Source organism: Patescibacteria group bacterium, assembly GCA_041674405.1.
Taxonomy (GTDB): Bacteria; Patescibacteriota; UBA1384; order XYA2-FULL-43-10; family XYA2-FULL-43-10; genus JBAYVT01.
On record JBAYVT010000002.1, the window covers coordinates 116,895 to 136,394 of the forward strand.

The following is a 19,500-nucleotide window of genomic DNA, read 5'->3' on the forward strand; positions in this document are numbered from 1 at the left end:
TTATGGCTTGGAGCGGGTAGCGGGAGTCGAACCCGCATCTTATCCATGGCAAGGATACATAATAGCCGCTATACGATACCCGCAAAACCACCAAAAAATAATGTTTGCCAAAATACTACAAGCAAAATAATAGCAAAGAATCAATCTTGTGTAAAGCTATATTATGCGGTATAACTATTATAGTTTATATCTTTCAGTATTTAATTCGTTCGAAAGATTGATAAAATTATGGGTAAAAAAAAGAATAAAAAACTGAAGAAAAAACAACATGGAAATACTGCGCCACAAATCATCACGCATCCTTCTACTACCCCTCTTGCTCCTACAACAGAAATTGACGTAACCCCCGAAATAGAAGAAAAAGTTGAAAAAGAGGAAGTAAAAGAAGAGAAGAAAAATGACGGCTACGATGACCCTGCTTACAAAGATGAGAAAAAAATCGTAGTGAAAATTTTGCTCACAATCCTTTTGATGGTTGTAATCCTCATTGTCGCATACTATGTAAACCAAAAAACCACAATCTTGAGTTCATTTGGTGATTGGGTTTATAAGCTTCTCAATATTCAAACCCAATAGATAGATCGTTGCAAATTAAAAATCCGCTATAGCGGATTTTTAATTTGCCTGTCTTTATTTAATCGGTCTGTTTTTGTAAACCAAATAAGATCAGGTAAAACGTAACCAATAGTGTCACAACAATTGCAGGAAAAATTGAAATCTTAGTCGTCAAGATGAAAAATGCTGCTGCAATCCAAGTGATTACGATAATCAGAGTTACCCAAATACTTTTCATATATCTCCTTCTTAAATATTTATAGCATCTGCCTAAATCTTAGCACAGAAGGCTTAATTTTTTTGTATAAAGACGGACGATTATCTATCAGATCTTCAAACCATTCGGAGATATATGCTTTAGCATTATATCTTGCATCCTCATTCCAAGGATCTGAGAGTTTTTCATTTTCAATCTCATAATGAGAGAGTCGCTCTTGCATTTCATTCACCACTTCCGGATATTCCCTAGCAAATTTTACTAGCGCATGTTTCATTTTAAAGGTGGGAGCAATCTGCATAGCCATCATATCCCCGATAACTAGAGTCCGAATAAACATAATTAAATCTCTTTGAAAATGGACGCAATATTGCTCGGCTAATTTCATCCCCTTTATAAAAGCAACCGCCGTGCTCCTATCGTAAATCGGAGTTGATGGGTCGCCTGTTGCATCGTCCCAGTTATCCATAACTGACTTGAGCGGATGTTCAAATGAAGTTGATAATTCGGAGATAATCTGTAAAAACTGATCTGGTACTTGAATTTTATCTTGCGATAAAAATCTCACCCTTTCTTCAATCGGGCGGCTGCCAAGACGAATGAAAGCTGCGGCGGCCTTCTCTGCGTCAACATCTAAAACAATGTGGCGAATAAAGTTCCAAAAAAGTGAACGGCTAAATTTTGTAACATGACCAACTATGCCAAAATCTACTAGCGCAATTTTGCCATCATTGGTAATGATAATATTCCCTGGATGAGGATCACTATGATAGGTTCCAACCATAAAATATTGCCTACCAAGCTCAGAAATTATATCATCAGCAATTCTATCAAGATCAAAATCGATATCTCTAAATTGTTCATTTGTTACATTGCTATTTTTGGCACGCATGATATCCGTCAGTTTCGTGCCATGAATGAAATCCTGGGTCAAGATTTTGGCTGTTGTAAATTCTGAATAACACTCCGGCACAACAAAACGATTCGTTTTTGGCAAATTCTTCCGGATGATTTCCGCATTGTCTTTCTCGAGACGGAAATCCAATTCTCGCAGCGTCGACTCTTCAAGCTCAAACAGAATATCTCGAACGCTCAATGTTTTCATCCTGAACATCAAATTCAAGAAAGGAGAAATCGTTCTTAAAAACCTAAAATCTTTCTTTACTTTATATTCAAGATTCGGTCTCTGGACCTTGACTGCAACTTCCTTACCATTTGGAAGTATCGCCCGATGAACTTGGGCAAAAGAGGCTGAAGCTATTGGTGCATCTTCAAAAATCGTAAACATTTCATGCGGTGATTTTCCAAATTCTTTCGAAATAATCTCCTGAACTTCGGCATACCCCATCGGCGGCACATTATCGAAAAGCTCAGAGAGTTCCCAGCAATACTCTGGTGGCAAAATCTCATATCTCAAAGCTAAAATCTGGCCCATTTTGATGAGCGCTCCGCCTGCTTCTTCCAGATACATTCGTGCAATCTTGGGATATGAATGCGGGTACAAACCAAGAGATCGGAAAAAGGAGAAAAATCCGTATTTAATTGTGAGACCAGTTAATTGAAGAGATCTAGGCATAAGACCTTACTTTGTTCGCATCTGAAACCCGATATAAAAAATTATAACGGTAGAAACCATCGCCATATAAAAGAGCGATTGCGCAATTTCAAATGCATAATTAGCGATTATTACCATGATAATCCACAACACTGCGATGATGATTGTAATTAACGGATAACGCATAATTCCCACCTCTTGTAATTTATTTATTAAAACGTTTTATAATACTACTAAATAGATATTTTGTCAATATTTTTGCTGTTTAATAGGCCTTTTCTTTGGGTCTGTATTGAAGTGCTTCAGCAATGTGAGCAGAACTTATAATGTCGGATTCATTAAGATCAGCAATCGTACGGGCAATTTTTAAAATTCTATGATACGAGCGCGCAGATAGCTTCATTCCTTCAACTGCACTAGCAATTAATTTTTCAGCTTCTTTTTCCAATATACAATATTCTTTGATATCTTTCGAGGTCATTTCGGCATTCGATTTTAATTTACCATTGTCGCGAAATCGTCCATTTTGTTTCTCTCGTGCCTTGTTCACCCTCTTGCGAACCACAGATGATTCCTCCGCAACTTTATCCGTGGCAAGTTTTTCGTATTTCACCCGCGGGACTTCAATATGGATATCGATGCGGTCAAGCAAAGGACCAGAAACCTTTTTCTGGTAGCGGATTATCTGGGTCGGCGTGCAAACACAGCGTTTATCTGGGTCGGAAAGATATCCGCACGGACACGGATTCTGGGCGGCAACAAGTAAAAACTCTGCTGGGAAAGTCAATGATCCGGACGCACGAGATACTGTGACAATTCCATCTTCGAGCGGCTGGCGCAGGGCTTCAAGAACGTTTCTGGGAAATTCGGGGAATTCATCCAAAAACAAAACTCCGCGATGGGAAAGAGATATCTCACCTGGTTTTGGCCACTGACCTCCACCAACCATAGCAACTCCTGATGTTGTATGGTGTGGCGCTCGAAACGGACGTTTTGTTATCAATGTTTTTGCTCCACTAGTCATGCCGGAAACTGAATAGATTTTTGTTACTTCTAGCATCTCCTCGTTTGCCATATCTGGCAAAATACTCGGGAGCGATCTTGCAAGTAATGTTTTACCCGATCCGGGAGGACCGGATAAGAGAATATTGTGATTGCCCGAAGCGGCAATCTCCATCGCCCTTTTCGCTTGTTCTTGTCCGGCGATATAAGCAAAATCCAATTCATATTTGATAGTTTTTTCTTCAGTAGGCGCTGATCTTTGATATCTATTGATTATTTCTTCACTCCGAAGATGTTTAATCAATTTCGCTAAGCTTTCTACAGGAATAATCTCAATTCCTTGAACAAGGGCCGCTTCCTCCGCATTTACTTCGGGGACATAAATTCGATCAAATCCAGACTCTTTGGCATACATTGCTATCGGGAGAATCCCATTTACATGCCGAAGCCTACCGTCTAGTGCTAACTCTCCGACAAACAGCGCTTGGTTGTATTCGGGAACGTGTTGCAGCTGCTCTGATGCCAAAAGAATCCCTACCGCCATTGGCAGGTCAAAGCTCGGACCCTCTTTTTTCATGTCGGCAGGCGCCAGATTTACCGTCAGACGATGTTGGGGGAAGGGTAAGTGGCAATTTTTGATCGCCGAGCGAATCCGCTCCTTGCTTTCATCGATGGCCTTATCCGGAAGTCCCACAATAGTAAAAGAGGGCAGTCCTGCTCCGATGTCGACTTCCACCTCGATCGGATAGCATTCCAAACCCATCGTCGTTGCCGATAGAACACGCGCAACTTTATTCAAATCCCCTCCCTGCATTTCAGTTCTTAGCCTCTTAGTCCCAAAAGGCCCCTTTGAGTTATTAGTTTTAACTAACTTAATTGTAGAGTAAAATATCGTCTTTTAAAACCACTTGACCCGCCCCGAGCTTCGGGGCGGGTCTCCAGATCTTCTTCCGACCGCTAGATGCGGCTCTCTGCCGTGTCGCAAGCGTCGCGGTACTCCTGGCAGGTGTACCCCGGATGACGCTCGCCGCACTCGCCGCAGACCTGTCCCTCTTCGGCTGCTTCTCTCTCTTTCTCCGCAAGTTCGCTCATCTTGACCTCCTGTGTAATGGCTGCAGGATTCATCCGTGTGCGACTACCGGCTCAAAGGCCAGCATTACTTGAGAAAACGGCGACCTGGGTTGTTTGGTCGCCTTGTTGGAATCGAGGGCCCTGCGACTGCGTTTGCAGAGCCAGCATCGGTCAGAAAACCCATGATCACTCATGAATCCTCCCCGACCATCGCAAACCGGGCACATATAGCAATCACCAGCCCTTTCACATCGGGGATAATACCAAAATTTAAGCATTTAGACAATTGAAAAAGGCCCTCTTAAGGCCTTTTTCAATTTATTAGACTTACTATTTAGTTCGTGAACTGGAATGAACTTACCATATTATCGATGGCAGTATCATGAACACCATGGGAATCATCATTTTTCCAAACTATTTGATATCCCCGGCCACCATGATTCAAATATATAGATGTAGAATATGTCCCGTCCAGAAGAGAAGGTTCGTTCTCTGTAACCTTCCAGCCTGTTGCCCCAGCTAGAGTTATGTCGGATACCGTCTGTTCCTGGCCAGCAGATGTTATTTGGCTTAAGCCAAATTCCTCATCAACCACAGATATCATAAAATAAGGGATAGGCATCTCAGAATTCGCCCTATATGTGTTATCTGCCACCCTGTCCTTATTTACAATCACATAAATATCTTTTTTGACTTGCTGCCCAGATTGGGAATCATACAGATAATCGATAAGCTGAAAAGCACTTTGGTATTTGAAGCTGTATCCATAAGTCTTGTTTGTATAGGTCGTAAGATTATTCGAGGAAGATGAGGAACTTGAACTAGATACTGAAGTACTGGACGAGCTAGTAGAACTTTCACTATCTGCATCAACCTTTTTCTGCAAATCAGAGATCTGGCTTTTGAGATTATTTTTATCTTTCGTCCATTTGGAATTCAAATAATAATACCCACCAGCGCCAAGGCCTGCCATGATGAGAACGGTAATAAGTATGATCCAAATTGCTGCCAAACCATTAGATCGTCGCATGCTCCTCCTTTTTTAGTAAGTAGAAAGTAGTCCGTAGTCCTTAGATAAATCCTGACTTAAATATTATAGAACAAATTATTCTTTAAGAAAATCGTCGATAACTCCAAACACATCATTTTTATTTTTTGCCCAAATAATTTCCGAAAACCTTCGGAACCAAGTGAGCTGCCTTCTGGCGTATTGATGAATTTTCCATTTCATATTCTGTTTTATGACTTCAAAATCTTTTTGATCTTTATCAATATAATTGGCTAATATCTTGTATTCCAACCCGATCTTTTCGAACCATGAGAGAGAAACTCCCTTTTCCATTAGATTTGAGACTTCCTCATAAAAGCCCTCCGCAAACCATTCGTCGACCCGCTTATCTATTCTCGAATACAATTCCTCCCGCGGGTAATCGATAGCAATTTGTAGGACAACAAAATCCGGTTTGATTTTTGTCGGTGCTGTGCCTTCTTGCGCCTTCTCGATCGCCCTAATTAACCTTCGAGGATTCTGAACGTCAAGCCCATGGTCATTAGTCCGTAGCCCGTAGTAAATTTTCTGCAATTCTTCGAGCGACATCGAATTTAATTGTTCCCGGGAAATTTTCGCTTGATTCTTGATTCTTGATTCTTCCGACCTCGGCTCGAGCCTCGGCCGAGACGGGTGATCCTTGATTTCAAATCCCTCAATTAAAGCTTGAACGTAAAGCCCCGTTCCTCCGACAATTACCGGCAGTTTGCCGCGGGCAAAAATGCCTTCGATAACTTCGCGGGCACGTGATAGCCAATCAAACATTGAAAATTCTTCACCAGGATCGCAAATATCGATGAGGTGATATTTGATATTGCCATATTCGGAGAGATCTTTACCGGTCCCAATATCGAGTCCGCGAAAAACTTGTCTCGAATCTGCCGAGACTATTTCGCCGTCATATTTTTTGGCAATTGCAACTCCTAGGCCTGTTTTTCCAGTAGCTGTCGGCCCGACAATTGCCACAATTTTCTGCACATTTTCCATTTGCATGGTCCTTAGCAATAATTTGGGCGCGCACGTCACATGACGCACGCGCCGGCTGTCTCGCCCAGTTCTCACCCTCCCACTAGCTCTCGCTGCCTTCAACATCAGTCCCCCTGTACCTTGACCTTCCACACTGAAGGCAATTACCATCCGGATCCGGAGGTCGAGTGTCCCCGCAGTGAGGGCACTTGAACTCCTGCACTTCCGCGGTACCAACTTCCAGATCAACAGCCATTTATGGCACCTCCTTCGCCTATCTTATATACCACAAATTAGCCTCGCCTTCCAATGTGTTGCACAATGCCTTAATTTCAAATTACAATACATAAGCATGATTAAGATATCGCATGTCACAAAAAAGTACGGCAAAGAGATTATCGTCGACGATCTTTCTCTCTCGATAAAAGAGGGGACGATTTTCGGTTTTTTGGGCCCGAACGGAGCAGGGAAGACGACTACGCTCAAAATTATACTCAGTCTCATCAAGGACTATGACGGCATTATTACGATCGGCGGCGAGATGACCATGGACGCAAAAACAAAAGAAAAAATTGGTTTTATGCCAGAAGACCCCTACTTCTATGACCATCTGACCGGTTTGGAATTCCTGAAATTCTGTGGTGAACTTTTCAATTATTCGAGAGAGAAAAATAACGGATATTATCTGAATATTCTAGACCAAGTCGGGCTGTACGATGCAAGAAGCATGATGGTGAGAAATTATTCCAAGGGCATGAAGCAGCGTCTCGGCCTCGCGCAAGCCCTCGTAAATGATCCAGATTATATTTTTCTCGATGAACCGCTCGACGGGCTTGACCCAATCGGCCGCGCCGATATCAAAAATATCATCAAAGGTTTGAAAAAACGAAAAAAAACAGTCTTTTTTTCCTCACACATCCTCTCGGATATCGAAGAGTTATGCGATGAAATCGGCATAATTAATAAAGGAAAATTATTATATTCCGGCTCGGTGAAAAAATTCTGCCGTGGTAGCGCATTTGAAGAAAAATTTGTCGAGGTTATAAAAAATGAAAAACGTACTGGCAATCGCTAAAAATACATTCCGCGAGACCATCCGTGATCGGATTCTTTATTCGATTTTGATATTCGGCATGCTTTTCATCATCTCAACTATTTTTTTAGGTTCAATTTCACTCGGCGAAGATCTAAAAATAATTCGCGATCTGGGACTTGCCGGAATTTATATCTTCGGTTTGATTATCACGATTTTTCTCGGAACATCACTCATCTATAAGGAGATTGAAGGAAGAACGCTTTATATCGTTTTTTCGAAGCCGGTTGGAGCAGCCCAATATATCTTGGGCAAATTTCTCGGACTTTTCACATCCGTGGTTCTAACTATTTTGATCATGTCGGTGCTTTATCTTGCAATTGTCGCGGCAAAAGGCGGAGGATTTGATTATTTCGGTCTCGCCGCGATTGGCATGCAGATTTTAGAACTTGCAGTTTTTATTGCGCTTTCGATCCTATTTTCAACCTTTTCGACTCCACTAGCCTCAACTCTCTACGCGATTTTGCTTCTTTTCATTGGCCATTCACTACCGATGATATTAAAATATGCTTTAAAATCGAGCGTGCTTTTCAAATATTTCGCATATGCGATTTACTACATTCTGCCCAACCTCGAGAAGTTCAATCTTAGAAACATTGCCGTGCACGGAATTTTGCCGAACGGTTTGGCTGTCTTTTCTGCTGTAGCTTATGGTGTAGTTTATACGATAATAATTCTCGCAATCGCAAATTATTCCCTGTCCAAACAGGAGGTTTAACCAGAATCAAGAATCAGGTATTAAGAATTAAGCTCACTGCTTGATACTTGATACATGATACTTAATACAATAAAAAATAAATCCTTTTTAAAGATGATTATTTTCATCCTTTTATCCGTCTTGGTTATTGCGACCCAGATTTTTTCCGATGGAGCAAAGGCGGAAACGAAAAAGCCCTCCCCTCTTGTCATGCCGGCAAAAGTTATCGAATTTGTTGATTTAGGATTAAAAAATGCCGCCGCAGATTTAAATTGGCTAGCTTCCATACAATATTTTGGCGATTGGCAAGATGATGATTATGCGAAACTCACCGCTTATATAAAAGCGACAAACGAACTAGATCCGAAATTCTCCTACCCCTATGCTTTTGGCGCCATAATTTTACCCGGACTGGGCAAAACTAACGATGCTATCGCGATCGCCAAAGACGGGATAGCTAACTCCGACCCGGACTACCGCATCCCCTATTATCTTGCCGTTACTTATTTCTTGAACAAGCAAGACTATGCAAACGCAGCATATTATTTCGATGTTGCCGCAAGGACAGCCGGCGCACCGGATAACGTAAAAGCAATATCTGCAAGTTTCAATTCCCGGCCGGATCTTAGAGCACAATCAATCGCTATTTGGACTTCGATTTTTGAAAATTCGAACGATGAAGTTATTCAAGAACGCGCGAAAGCTTACATCATACATTATGAAATTCTAAACATTCTCGAAGTTGCTGCGGAAGAGTACAAAAATAAGACCGGAAATTATCCGGCAAATATCGAAGACTTAGTGACTGCAAAAATTCTTACAGCAGTGCCAAAAGATCCTTTTGGGTTTACATACCTTATAGACAACGACGGCAGAGCTAGAATAAATCAATAATTACTCTTCTTTCTTGTCGTCCTTGTGCTCCTCTTCCCGCTTTCTCTGCACTCTTTGGATTTCGAAAACCGATTTTCCCGAAACTGGCATATCTTCCTCGCGCTCTTTCTCCGCTTCTTCGAAGAGCTCATCCTCTAAATTTTCGAGATCCTCATCGGTGTAATTTGTAAGATTTCCGCTCATGGTTCAATTATATCGAATGTTTCGTAAAATTTTAATGTGGCCGCCTGCTCGCCATCGGGCAGGCGCGGCTCACTGGTTTCCGGCTAGCACTTTCGCACCCAAATCTCGAAGCTCAATAAACAACTCCTCAGCTTCGCTCGAGAGCATAGCAGTAAGATCCGCAAGATCAATCTTGTCGAGAAGTTCAGAGGCCTTGAGGGAAAACTGCCTTTTTTGACCCTCGTGTACCCCTGCGTCTTCCGCATTTAGATTGAAATTGCTCACGTACCGCATTACGTCATCAGTCGTCGACGGCATGGCCTTGCCCCCTTCCTAGAAGTCAGTACTCAATTCGTAGCACAAGAATTATGAAAATTCTATGAATTTCTACACAAAAAAAATCAGGCAATGCCTGACTTGTTTTTTGAATCAATAATTAGAGCTCTATGTTGCTTGCGATTTGTTTCATTGAATCGAGGCAAATCTCGATGAATTTATCTACGGGAATGTTGAGACCATCCGCTTTCTCGCACATTGAGACTTCATCTCGTCTCGTACCAGCTGCAAATCTTGGTTCTTTGTGAAACCTTTTTGTGACAGATTTTAGCTTCACTTCATCCAACTTTTTTGATGGATAAACGAGAGCGACCGCGGTAATCAAGCCCGTTAGGCTGTCGGCACAGAAAATCGCCCACTCTGCTTTACTCTCCGGATAGATTTTAGTTAACTCCGGACCGTGCGCTTTCACAATCCGGTCGACTTTATCCGAAATCTCAAGCTTATATTTTGCAAGGACCTCGCGCGTTTTATGCGGATGATCAGCTTTATTTTCTTCAGAGTAATCAATGTCGTGGATTAGCCCAGCAAGAGCCCACTCATCGCGATCATCATCCGCTCCTAGTTTGTTTTGCTCTTTTAAATAATCAAAAATCCCGCCCATGCAGGCTTCAAGCGCCAGAGAATGATAAAAAATATTGGTTTCAAGCTCCGCCCTTATCGCCTCCAAATATTTTTGCCTATCATAGGTCATTTCTTTTACTTTCCCAAAACTTGAAAATAATAGGAAAAAATTTTGTTTTTTATCGCAGCCGAAAGAAACATTCCAGCAGCAAAACTCATTAAAATATCTTGTGAAAAAATTGGACCAAATAATTTACCCTTCCACGTAGTTCTCCCCAATATATGCAATGATCTTTCTCGCAGCATATCTGCAGTCGGAATTACCAGGTTAGAGATAACATCATTTTTTTCAATAATCATTTTTGCTTTTTCAACATCTTTTTTGAATTTTTCAATTGATTCGAATTCATCTACCGCCATTCCTTTCGCCACCAACGATTTTATCAATAGCTCATTTTCCGAGAGACCAGATTCATCTCTCACAGAATACATGTCGAAACAGATGAAGACCCCTCCCGGTTTTAGAACTCTCTTAATCTCTTCGAGAACTTTGGTTTTATTGCTAGTATGACAAATCGTCTCAATTGCAAAAACAATCTCAAAAGAATCTTCCTCATACAAACTTAGATCGTGATAATCGCCAACAACCTGAGAAAAATTCTTATTTTTTCGATATCTCGCAAGTGGTTTAAGAGAATAGTCTAGCGCAAAAAAACTGATTGATGGATATTTTGAGGCAAGTAACCCGCTATTAGCGCCATTTCCAGCTCCTAGCTCTAAAATTTTTTTTGCTTTTAGGCTCTCAATATATTTCTCAATAATTTTGATTGGCCCCAGATAGTCTAACTTTTTGAATTTTCCGTCATACGACAAACCGGAGTGCATCATGCCACTACGATCGTAAAAAATGATATACGGCAGTCTATTGATCCTGTAGTACTTTTTAACCCCCTTGCCCTGATATTCATTTTTGAGCACAGCATCAATGTCTATCCGTTTCCGCACAATGTTTAAATCTTGATTGATTTTTTGGTCAATGATATTCATGTTTACCTTATTGGTGCTCGGGAGAGGACTTGAACCTCCATGGATGTTACTCCGCTAGCTCCTAAGGCTAGTGCGTCTACCATTTCGCCACCCGAGCATTATTGAACATACGAATTATAGCAAAAAAAGATTATATTGTCACGAGGTCGGCAAGCTTTTCGAAGGTCTTGTCGCCAATTCCTTTTACATTTTTGAGCTCTTCTATCGATTTAAATCCGCCATGTTGAGTTCGATAGTCAATGATTCGAGTCGCATATGCCGTGCCGATGCCTGGTAACGTGTCTAGCTGTGCCGCCGTAGCGGTATTAAGATTAATCTTTCCAACAGGTTTGTTTGCCGATGACGCCGACACCGAAGTCGAAGCGCCGGCTATCTGTCCAGTTTCAGCAGGCGCAGTTGCCGTAACAGCCGCAGAGCTTGACACAGGCGCATTTTGTTTCGACAAATCGCCTATCTCTGCTTCCAATTTTTCTATTCTTGCATCCTGATCAGTGATTCTCTTCTCAAGCACCGGCTTGAAATAATTTTCGCGATAGAGCAAAAAACCGCCCGAAAGGAGTATTAGAACAAGCAAGATTCCCCCAATAGCAACCCGATGTCGCTCGACAAATTCCGCGGAAAATATGCTTTCCTCCGGCAAATCGGGTAAAACATTTTTTATTTTCGGGTCTTCGGGTTTTTTCCTAATATGAATTGAAATCAAAAATCTTCCCCACCCCTCCTTAACAGAGTCCAACTTTCGCCGCCGCCACTCTTTAAATTTGATCTTTGGCTTTTGCTTCCACATTTTGGTTACTAGTTTTAAGTTTTAAATTGAAATTTTGAGTTATTCTAAGTGTTTATGCGTTAAAAATTCATCAATTTTCTCCATAACTGCCGGATATTTTTCAATATTATTCGTAACGATCTTTGCCCCTTCCGCCGCTTCATCGATGAGCTCGATGTCGGAATACGATGCCATCCTGAGCTCATTATACCCCGACTGTATGGTTCCAAACATATCACCAGCCCCGCGGTTCTTAAGATCTTGCTCTGCCAGCTTGAACCCATCAAGAATGTTTTCAAAAGATTTCAGTCGCTCTATCGCCCGCGGGTTCTGGGTACTTGAAAATACAAAGCAGAAGGACTGATGCTCGCCACGGCCAACTCTGCCACGGAATTGATGCAATTGTGCCAGCCCAAACCGCTCAGCATCTTCGATCATCATGATCGTTGCATTCGGAATATCCACCCCTACCTCGACCACCGATGTAGATACCAATATATCAAGTTTACAAGCTTTAAATTCAGCCATTATTTCGTCTTTTGATTTTCCGCCTTTGGCGAGACCTCGCCTGCCCCGTCGGGGCGAGGCGGGCATTCGACCGTGGAGCATTCCAATCTTTAGATCAGGAAAGATCTGTTTGCTCAATCGATTGTATTCCGCCATTACCGATTTTCTATCTTCGTCGAATAGTGTTTCTCTCGTTTGCGCTTCCGATTCTTCAATCAGCGGGCAAATCACAAAGGCTTGGCGGCCAGATTGAATCTGCCGGCGAATGAAGTCATATGCTTTTAGCCTATTTGTCTCCTCAACAAATCTGGTTTTGATCGGTTTTCGGCCTTTCGGCATGGATTTGATAATCGACAAGTCAAGATCGCCGAAGAGCGCGAGATGCAATGATCTTGGAATTGGCGTCGCTGTCATCGATAGAAAGTGCGGCCTTAACCCTTCTCTGCTCTTCGTGAGTTCCGCCCGTTGATTTACACCGAATCTATGTTGTTCGTCCACGATCACGAGCCCCAAGTTCTTGATTTCAACTTTGCCCTGAACCAAAGAATGCGTCCCCACTATCACCTGCCTCTCGAGCTCGCCCGCAACATTTGCCTTTCTCGTAGAGGAAGTCAAAAGCCCGACTGAAACATCTGATTTTTCTAAAAGCTTATTAAGTGTTTCAAAATGCTGTTTGGCAAGGATCTCTGTCGGCGCCATAAGTGCCGTTCGGAAGCCGGCTTTCGCAGCAATGTAGGCAGCGAATGCAGCAACCGCAGTTTTTCCGCTCCCGACATCCCCGTTAAGTAGCCTATTCATTGGTTTTTTTAATGCTAGATCTTTAGCGATTTGCCAAACAGCCTTTTTCTGATCGGTGGTAAGCTCGAATGGCAGAGCATCTGCAAATTTCTTAAGTTCGGGATCTGCGGTCTCAATTTTTGGGGCTGATTCTGTTGCGATCTCTTCCTTGATTAATTGCGAACGGATGGCAATCAGAAATAATTCGTCGAATGCTATTCTCCGCCTCGCTTTCGATAAGGCTTGCGAATCCTCCGGCTCGTGGATATTTTTCAGAGCCGACCGGATTCCTAAGAGATCATATTTATCTAAAATGGGTTGTGGTAAATATTCCTCAAGTTTTGAGATTTGTCCGCCAGCCGGCGGATTAATATTTGAGATCAATCGAGCTATGAAGTAGCTCGACACACCCGCCGTCTCAGGATAAACTGGAACAATTTTTGGCCGGTTCGCTCGGTTTGGCGACTCCATCACAAGCGAATGAGAAAAAGAATCGTAGGAAACTTTGCCGTTTAATATAACTTCGGATCCAGCTTTCAGCATTTTTGCCAAGTATGGTTGATTAAACCAAACAACTTTGAGCGATCCGGAGTTGTCTTCAACTACTGCTTCTGTCACGGTAAACCCCCTGCGTCTCGTTCTTTTATTGGCAATGCCCACTACTCGAGCTCGGATCGTGAAGTTATTAGTTTTTAGTTCTAAGTTATTAGTTAAGTTACTAATTTTAGTGACTTGGGTATAGTCTTTATATCTTCGTGGATAATGATAAATCAAATCTTGGGCTGTATAAATTCCCAGCTTATTGAGCTTCGGTGCAACCTTTGGCCCGACACCCTTCAAATATTTAATTTCGGTATTTAAATTTATTTCCATTTCACCAACATTATACTTTATACTTTTCACTTTGCACTATCACAGGTATTGACATTTATTGACCAGCGTGATATAAGTGATCTTGTCGTACCGCGAAGCTTAGGCTCGCGGATCTTCGTCAGGGAGGTAGTGCCAATGCTCGATCGTCTCGGTCACCGTCTCGCGAAGTCGCCGATATCGTACCCGGTTCTCGGGAAGACCATCGCCGCGATGTCGCGAGTGACCCGCTGGGTCCAGCGGGTGCACGAGATGCCTGGCTAGCGGTTCCACCCTGCGGACGTCCGGATAGGTGGCTGTTGAACTGGCCGTAAGATCCGGACAGCGGAAGGTGGGAGCCGGCGGTTGCGTCGTAGGTCGCAAGGACCAACGCGCCGCCGGCTCCCGCCGGCAAGCCTCATCCATCCTTTCTTCTCGGAGGTGCTATCATTATCCTCCCCACTTCCGAGATTGGTGGAGAAGGAGTTCCCTGGCGGACGCTCCCTCTCCACCACCGCCCCCCAAGACAGGGCACATCGTCGGTTCCCAAACCGGTGCTCTGTCTGAGTGTAATGCGCCGACCTCCTCGAGGCCGGCGCTTTTGCGTCTAATGAGGGTATTCTAACTTCTGTGATCTTCAGTGAAACAATTCTGTGATCGTATATTTGACTTAATGCAGAGCTTCGTATATATTATTTCCGTCGCACTCATCAACTGCCCACGGGAGGGACAACCACTTGCTCACCATGCTGTTTCTGATGTTGACGTTGATGGCGATCTTGCCACGGCCAGCCCTCCTGTTGGGGCTGATCAGCTTTTTCGGTCGGCGGAGCTCGCCCCCCTGCGATCCCGCTCCGGTCCTGGAGAGACCGGTCTCTGGCGCCGAGCCATCGGGCCAGGGAAAGTATCAGATGAATGTGTGGGGGTCTGAAGGACCCACCGTTGCCCCGGCCTTGCAAGCCCAAGTTTTTTCACGAGTGTCTTCAGGACACTCCTATCGCCTTACAAGCGACTTACTGACAGAGCGGCCCCTGGTATGGGTCGCTCTCGCTCTTTTTATTTAAGCTTATCAATATTATGATATAATGCTCTTGCAGAACGCCAACAGATTTTCCACGTCGGATAACGAAGGAGGGTTGTGCTATGAGGGTTCTGTTCTCTGCCTTGGCATTGCTGGTGCTGGTGGCGCTGGTGGTCGTGGCCTAGGTCCTAGCAAGAGGACCGCGGTGGCTGGATCAACAGCAAGAATCGGATCATCCGCCCTGGGCGGATGGCGAGATTAAAACGACGGCTGTCCCTAGCCGTCGTTTCTCGTCGTATGAGATAGTTGCCCAATAGTTTTTAGTTTTAACATTTGAGTTTTGAGTTATTTAATGTATCCCCCTCCCAAAACTTCATCACCCAAGTAGAACACTGCGGATTGACCGGGAGTAATCGCTCTTTGCGGCTCATCAAATTCAACTACAATGTTTTTGATCTTTGATATTTGACCTTTGATCTCGCATGGCACCGCTGCATGCCGATATCTTATTTTGACCTTAAGGCTCATAAGTTCTTCAGCCCTTAAGTTTTGAGGTTCGATCAACCAATTCAAATCTGTCACCGTCATCTCTTTGCTATATATATCCTCATCGTCACCCACGATCAGTTGGTTTTTCGAAACATTAAATCCAACCACATAAAGTGGTTTTTTTTGAGTTTTTAGCTGACAGCTTGCAGATTGCAGTTGATCTATTCCTTTGCGTTGTCCGATTGTATAATTGACCAATCCTTCGTGAGTCCCGAGTACATTCCCCTCTTTATCGGCAATTTCGCCGGGTTTAAAATATTTCTGATCCAAATATCTTTTCAAAAAAAAGCGATAATCACGATCACCAAAAAAGCAAATTTCCTGGCTTTCCGGCTTTTCCTTGACCGGCAGATCCCACTTTTTTGCCAGTTCCCGCACATCTTTCTTCTTCATTTCTCCGAGCGGAAACAGAGTTTTTGATAGCTGATTCTGATTCAATCGATAGAGCATGTAGCTTTGATCCTTGGTGCCGTCGATACCAGCTAAAAGCTGATAACTGGCTACTGGCAGCTTCTGGATTCGCGCATAATGTCCTGTCGCAAGATAATCACAGCCGATAGAAAGCGCTTTTTTAAGTAGAAGATCAAATTTGATTTTTTCATTACAGACAATGCACGGGTTTGGGGTTTTTAATTTTTTGTATTCATCGATGAAATAGTCAACAACATCTTTTTTGAATTCATCCACAGCGTTTATAACATAGAACGGGATACCAAGGCCGTGCGCCACCTTTCGCGCGTCTTCGAGCGCCTCATAGTTGCAACATCGATTTTCCTTTACCACATTACACATAGGGTCAGACCATAATTTCAAAAAAAGCCCGACTAATTCGTGGCCCTCATCTTTTAACATTTTTGCCACGACGGAAGAATCAACTCCACCGGACATTGCGACCGCAATTTTCATTATGCTTGTCTCGTTTCCGCTGATTTAACTAAGTTCGCAAATAGCATCGCTACTGTCATTGGCCCGATTCCACCCGGCACAGGAGTATAAAAGGACGCCTTGCGATAGCAATTTATATCTATATCACCGCGCAATTCCCCGCCAACCTCGGTGGTCCCCGCATCGATCAAAACCACCCCGTTTTTGACCATATCCGGCTTGATCAGATTTGCCGTTCCGGTTGCCGAAATGACAATATCGGCATCGGAAGTTATCGTTGCTAGGTATGGCGTCTCTTCATCAGCAATTCGAATATCGGCATTCTCCGATTCCAGCATACGAGCAAGAGGTGAACCTACTAAAAAGCCTTTGCCAATTATCGCAATTTTTGATTCCTTATAATTAATACCGGATCGCTTGATCGCTTCCATTATCGAGATCGTGACTGGCGGCCGGAAATTACAGATTCCACCCCTGCAAAAGTTTAAGCCATCGACATCTTTTGCCGGATCAATTTGTTTGATTAGGTCATTTAGATTCAAATATTCTGGAATCGGAATCTGGATCATAATTCCATCAACCGATTGATTTTGATTGAGTTCTAGAATTTTTTTCTCAACTTCTTCTTGAGTTACCTCTGTCGGATATTTGAACAAGTCAAAATGCACACCGATTTTCTCCGCTGCTCGTTCTTTTGACTCAATATAACGCGCCGTCGCAAAATCTTCACCGATCCAAATCACCGCAAGAACAGGCTTTTGTTGAAAGCTTGCAACTCGAATTTTCAAATCATCGAGTATTTCGTTTCTGATTTTTCTGCCATCAAACATGTTCATCATATTAACTAATATCTAATAACTAATAACTTAAAACCATTTGAATCAAAACATCTAAAGCTTTTCAATTTTTGAGTTGTATTTTTGATTTGTTTTTGTAATCCTCTATCGCCTTATGAATTCCTTCTGCTGATAGGATCGAACAATGATACTTCTGAGCCGGTAATTTGCCCAAGGAGTCATTGATATCATCGCGAGTAATTTCAAGCGCTTCATCCAAAGTTTTGCCCTTAGAAAGATCCGTCATCATCGAGCTTGCGGCGATTGCTGCGGCACAACCAAGTGTTAAAAATTTAACATCCTCGATATATTCTTTGCCGTCCTTTTTTCCAACTTTGATAGTAATTTTCATCATATCGCCGCATTTCGGATTGCCGACCTCGCCAATTCCATCGGCATTTTCAATTTCCCCCACATTGTGAGGGCTTGAAAAATGTTTCATTACTTCATCACTATATTGCATATGCTCCTTATGTAAAAACTTAAATGTAATAACTAATTGAATTACTCCATTGGTTCTTAGATTTAAGTTATTAGTTTTTAGTTAATTGTCCTATGGTTTTTCGTTTTTCGATATTAGTTTTTAGCTATCCAATTGGGCTTATCTTTCTTAATTTCTCAATTATTCCCGGCAATACTTCCATAAGGCGATCTATTTCTTCTTCGGTGGTGTATCTCCCAATTGTGAATCGAATTGAGCTATGTGCTCTTTCTTCGGGGTATCCAAGCGCCATTATCACATGTGAGGGTTCAAGGGAACCCGATGTACAAGCCGAACCTGTAGAGGCCGCGATCCCTAGCATATCCAAATTGAGCAGAATCGACTCGCCTTCGATGCCGGCAAATGAAATATTTACATTATTCGGGCTTCTGCAAATATCCGTGCCATTCAATTTGGCATTTGCAATATTATCGACAATACCCCTGATTAATTTTTCTCTCAATTTCAATGATTTTTCCGTTGCATTAGTCATTTTAAGAGATGGAAAATCCTCTGACACAATCGCCCCATCGGTGTCAGCGGCATCGCGGATTACTAGTTCGGCCGCCTTGGCAAAACCGACTATGCCCGCGACATTCTCCGTGCCCGCTCGCTTCTTGTATTCTTGTCCACCACCGGTGATTTCCGGCTTAAGCGGGGTGCCTTTTTTGGCGAATAAAAGGCCGACTCCCTTCGGCCCATAAATTTTATGAGCCGTCATTGTAAGAAGATCGACATGCAAATATTTAGTTCCCATTTCGAAATACTCTGCTGCTTGCACTGCATCGGTATGGAAATAAATTTTTTGGGCATTGGGGTTTTTTTCAAGCCGACCCAGGTTTTCCTTCTCAATCATCTTGCCAATTTCGCGGATCGGCTGTGCTGTGCCAATTTCATTATTTACATACATTACAGAAACCAGGGCAGTGTTTTTACGGATTGCTTTTACTACTTGCTGGCTATTGATTACGCCATCTTGCTCCGGGCTTATGTAGGTAGCTTCGATTTTCCCCTGTTTCTCTAGATCTTTTACGGTATCCAAAACTGCATGATGTTCAAATGTTGAAGTTACAACATGAGGTTTTTTATTCATGCCTTTATAGTCTGGCAACATCGATTCGATCACGCCGCGGATAGCCAGATTATCCGATTCCGACCCGCCAGATGTAAATAGAATTTCGCTTGGAGCGCAATCAAGAAAAAATGCCAAAAATTCTCTGGCTTTGTCGACTGCCGCTCTCGCCTCCTGCCCAAACCCGTGAACCGACGAAGGATTGCCGAAACTCACGCCAAAATATGGCGTCATTGCTTCAATAACTTCCGGCGCAACTGGCGTGGTCGCAGCATTATCTAGATATATTCTCTTCACTTATCTTCCTTTGATTTCTCAACGATCGATACTACTTTTCTTAAATCAGAAACGCACTTCTTGCAATTTTCCTGTTTGGACAAATTATCAAAATCAGATTTAGATATTAAATAAGCCACCGGCTTGGAATACCTGACAACCTCAAACACATCTCCGTCCTCAACTTCTTTAAGAACCTTAGAAATGTTATTTTGCAATTCGTTTACGTTGATATTTTTCATTGGCTTTCGGCACTAAAATTATACTCATCTAA

General features: G+C 42.8%; 24 protein-coding genes and 2 tRNA genes. 6 read left to right on the forward strand and 20 right to left on the reverse strand.

Annotated elements, in window-relative coordinates; all coding sequences use genetic code 11:
- Window positions 1–8: 8 nt before the first annotated feature.
- Window positions 9–83 (reverse strand) — tRNA-Gly (locus WC080_02040).
- Between the two features lie 145 nt (window positions 84–228).
- On the opposite strand from WC080_02040, the gene WC080_02045 reads away from it, so the two are divergent.
- The gene (locus WC080_02045; protein ID MFA7244044.1) at window positions 229–576 is read left to right on the forward strand and encodes a hypothetical protein; all 348 of its coding nucleotides are present in this window, start codon (window positions 229–231) and stop codon (window positions 574–576) included.
- Window positions 577–634: 58 nt separating this feature from the next.
- Here WC080_02045 and WC080_02050 read toward each other — a convergent pair whose 3' ends face one another.
- The 7 genes from WC080_02050 to miaA form a co-directional block, all read right to left on the reverse strand.
- Entirely contained in the window at window positions 635–793 is a 159-nt protein-coding gene (locus WC080_02050) for a hypothetical protein (GenBank protein MFA7244045.1), read from the reverse strand.
- Window positions 794–812: 19 nt separating this feature from the next.
- Window positions 813–2,348: an AarF/ABC1/UbiB kinase family protein gene (locus WC080_02055; protein MFA7244046.1), complete on the reverse strand. Its 1,536-nt coding sequence runs from the start codon at window positions 2,346–2,348 to the stop codon at window positions 813–815.
- A 6-nt stretch (window positions 2,349–2,354) separates the two neighbouring features.
- The gene (locus WC080_02060; protein ID MFA7244047.1) at window positions 2,355–2,513 is read right to left on the reverse strand and encodes a hypothetical protein; all 159 of its coding nucleotides are present in this window, start codon (window positions 2,511–2,513) and stop codon (window positions 2,355–2,357) included.
- A gap of 79 nt (window positions 2,514–2,592) precedes the next feature.
- Window positions 2,593–4,221 (reverse strand): YifB family Mg chelatase-like AAA ATPase, encoded by a 1,629-nt coding sequence (locus WC080_02065; GenBank protein MFA7244048.1) that lies wholly within the window; start codon window positions 4,219–4,221, stop codon window positions 2,593–2,595.
- 65 nt (window positions 4,222–4,286) lie between these two features.
- Window positions 4,287–4,454 carry a hypothetical protein gene (locus WC080_02070; protein ID MFA7244049.1) on the reverse strand — a complete coding sequence of 56 codons (168 nt, stop codon included), beginning with the start codon at window positions 4,452–4,454 and terminating at the stop codon, window positions 4,287–4,289.
- A 280-nt stretch (window positions 4,455–4,734) separates the two neighbouring features.
- A complete protein-coding gene (locus tag WC080_02075) occupies window positions 4,735–5,430 on the reverse strand; it encodes a hypothetical protein (protein ID MFA7244050.1) in 696 nt (231 codons plus the stop codon).
- A gap of 75 nt (window positions 5,431–5,505) precedes the next feature.
- On the reverse strand, window positions 5,506–6,441 hold the full coding sequence (gene miaA / locus WC080_02080) for a tRNA (adenosine(37)-N6)-dimethylallyltransferase MiaA (GenBank protein MFA7244051.1): 936 nt from the start codon (window positions 6,439–6,441) through the stop codon (window positions 5,506–5,508).
- A gap of 325 nt (window positions 6,442–6,766) precedes the next feature.
- Here miaA and WC080_02085 point away from each other — a divergent pair, with 325 nt between their 5' ends.
- From WC080_02085 to WC080_02095, 3 genes are all read left to right on the forward strand, one after another.
- Complete coding sequence (locus WC080_02085; protein ID MFA7244052.1) at window positions 6,767–7,489, forward strand: ABC transporter ATP-binding protein; 723 nt, start codon at window positions 6,767–6,769, stop codon at window positions 7,487–7,489.
- Window positions 7,464–8,225: an ABC transporter permease gene (locus WC080_02090; protein MFA7244053.1), complete on the forward strand. Its 762-nt coding sequence runs from the start codon at window positions 7,464–7,466 to the stop codon at window positions 8,223–8,225. The genes WC080_02085 and WC080_02090 overlap by 26 nt, the downstream gene beginning before the upstream one ends.
- A gap of 93 nt (window positions 8,226–8,318) precedes the next feature.
- Window positions 8,319–9,098 (forward strand): hypothetical protein, encoded by a 780-nt coding sequence (locus WC080_02095; GenBank protein ID MFA7244054.1) that lies wholly within the window; start codon window positions 8,319–8,321, stop codon window positions 9,096–9,098.
- On the opposite strand, the gene WC080_02100 is transcribed toward WC080_02095, so the two are convergent.
- The 7 genes from WC080_02100 to recG all read right to left on the reverse strand — a co-directional run bounded on the left by WC080_02100 (window position 9,099) and on the right by recG (window position 14,130).
- Entirely contained in the window at window positions 9,099–9,281 is a 183-nt protein-coding gene (locus WC080_02100; GenBank protein MFA7244055.1) for a hypothetical protein, read from the reverse strand.
- A 69-nt stretch (window positions 9,282–9,350) separates the two neighbouring features.
- Window positions 9,351–9,578: a hypothetical protein gene (locus WC080_02105; GenBank protein MFA7244056.1), complete on the reverse strand. Its 228-nt coding sequence runs from the start codon at window positions 9,576–9,578 to the stop codon at window positions 9,351–9,353.
- 118 nt (window positions 9,579–9,696) lie between these two features.
- Complete coding sequence (locus WC080_02110) at window positions 9,697–10,290, reverse strand: HD domain-containing protein (protein MFA7244057.1); 594 nt, start codon at window positions 10,288–10,290, stop codon at window positions 9,697–9,699.
- Window positions 10,291–10,295: 5 nt separating this feature from the next.
- Entirely contained in the window at window positions 10,296–11,207 is a 912-nt protein-coding gene (locus WC080_02115) for a class I SAM-dependent methyltransferase (protein ID MFA7244058.1), read from the reverse strand.
- Between the two features lie 11 nt (window positions 11,208–11,218).
- A tRNA-Leu gene (locus WC080_02120) sits at window positions 11,219–11,304 on the reverse strand.
- 33 nt (window positions 11,305–11,337) lie between these two features.
- The gene (locus tag WC080_02125; protein ID MFA7244059.1) at window positions 11,338–11,994 is read right to left on the reverse strand and encodes a helix-hairpin-helix domain-containing protein; all 657 of its coding nucleotides are present in this window, start codon (window positions 11,992–11,994) and stop codon (window positions 11,338–11,340) included.
- Between the two features lie 39 nt (window positions 11,995–12,033).
- Window positions 12,034–14,130, reverse strand: a complete 2,097-nt coding sequence (recG, locus tag WC080_02130; GenBank protein ID MFA7244060.1) for an ATP-dependent DNA helicase RecG — start codon at window positions 14,128–14,130, stop codon at window positions 12,034–12,036.
- 649 nt (window positions 14,131–14,779) lie between these two features.
- Between recG and WC080_02135 the strand changes: the two genes are divergently transcribed.
- The gene (locus WC080_02135; protein MFA7244061.1) at window positions 14,780–15,037 is read left to right on the forward strand and encodes a hypothetical protein; all 258 of its coding nucleotides are present in this window, start codon (window positions 14,780–14,782) and stop codon (window positions 15,035–15,037) included.
- 154 nt (window positions 15,038–15,191) lie between these two features.
- Window positions 15,192–15,389 (forward strand): hypothetical protein, encoded by a 198-nt coding sequence (locus WC080_02140; GenBank protein MFA7244062.1) that lies wholly within the window; start codon window positions 15,192–15,194, stop codon window positions 15,387–15,389.
- A gap of 83 nt (window positions 15,390–15,472) precedes the next feature.
- On the opposite strand, the gene mnmA is transcribed toward WC080_02140, so the two are convergent.
- The 5 genes from mnmA to WC080_02165 all read right to left on the reverse strand — a co-directional run bounded on the left by mnmA (window position 15,473) and on the right by WC080_02165 (window position 19,468).
- Window positions 15,473–16,582, reverse strand: coding sequence for a tRNA 2-thiouridine(34) synthase MnmA (mnmA, locus tag WC080_02145; protein MFA7244063.1), 1,110 nt, complete (start codon window positions 16,580–16,582; stop codon window positions 15,473–15,475).
- Window positions 16,582–17,400: a bifunctional 5,10-methylenetetrahydrofolate dehydrogenase/5,10-methenyltetrahydrofolate cyclohydrolase gene (locus WC080_02150; protein ID MFA7244064.1), complete on the reverse strand. Its 819-nt coding sequence runs from the start codon at window positions 17,398–17,400 to the stop codon at window positions 16,582–16,584. Before WC080_02150 ends, mnmA begins: the two co-directional genes overlap by 1 nt.
- A 61-nt stretch (window positions 17,401–17,461) precedes the next feature.
- Window positions 17,462–17,860 carry an iron-sulfur cluster assembly scaffold protein gene (locus WC080_02155; GenBank protein ID MFA7244065.1) on the reverse strand — a complete coding sequence of 133 codons (399 nt, stop codon included), beginning with the start codon at window positions 17,858–17,860 and terminating at the stop codon, window positions 17,462–17,464.
- Window positions 17,861–17,984: 124 nt separating this feature from the next.
- Window positions 17,985–19,247, reverse strand: a complete 1,263-nt coding sequence (locus tag WC080_02160) for a cysteine desulfurase family protein (GenBank protein ID MFA7244066.1) — start codon at window positions 19,245–19,247, stop codon at window positions 17,985–17,987.
- On the reverse strand, window positions 19,244–19,468 hold the full coding sequence (locus WC080_02165) for a type II toxin-antitoxin system prevent-host-death family antitoxin (GenBank protein ID MFA7244067.1): 225 nt from the start codon (window positions 19,466–19,468) through the stop codon (window positions 19,244–19,246). Before WC080_02165 ends, WC080_02160 begins: the two co-directional genes overlap by 4 nt.
- Window positions 19,469–19,500: the final 32 nt, after the last annotated feature.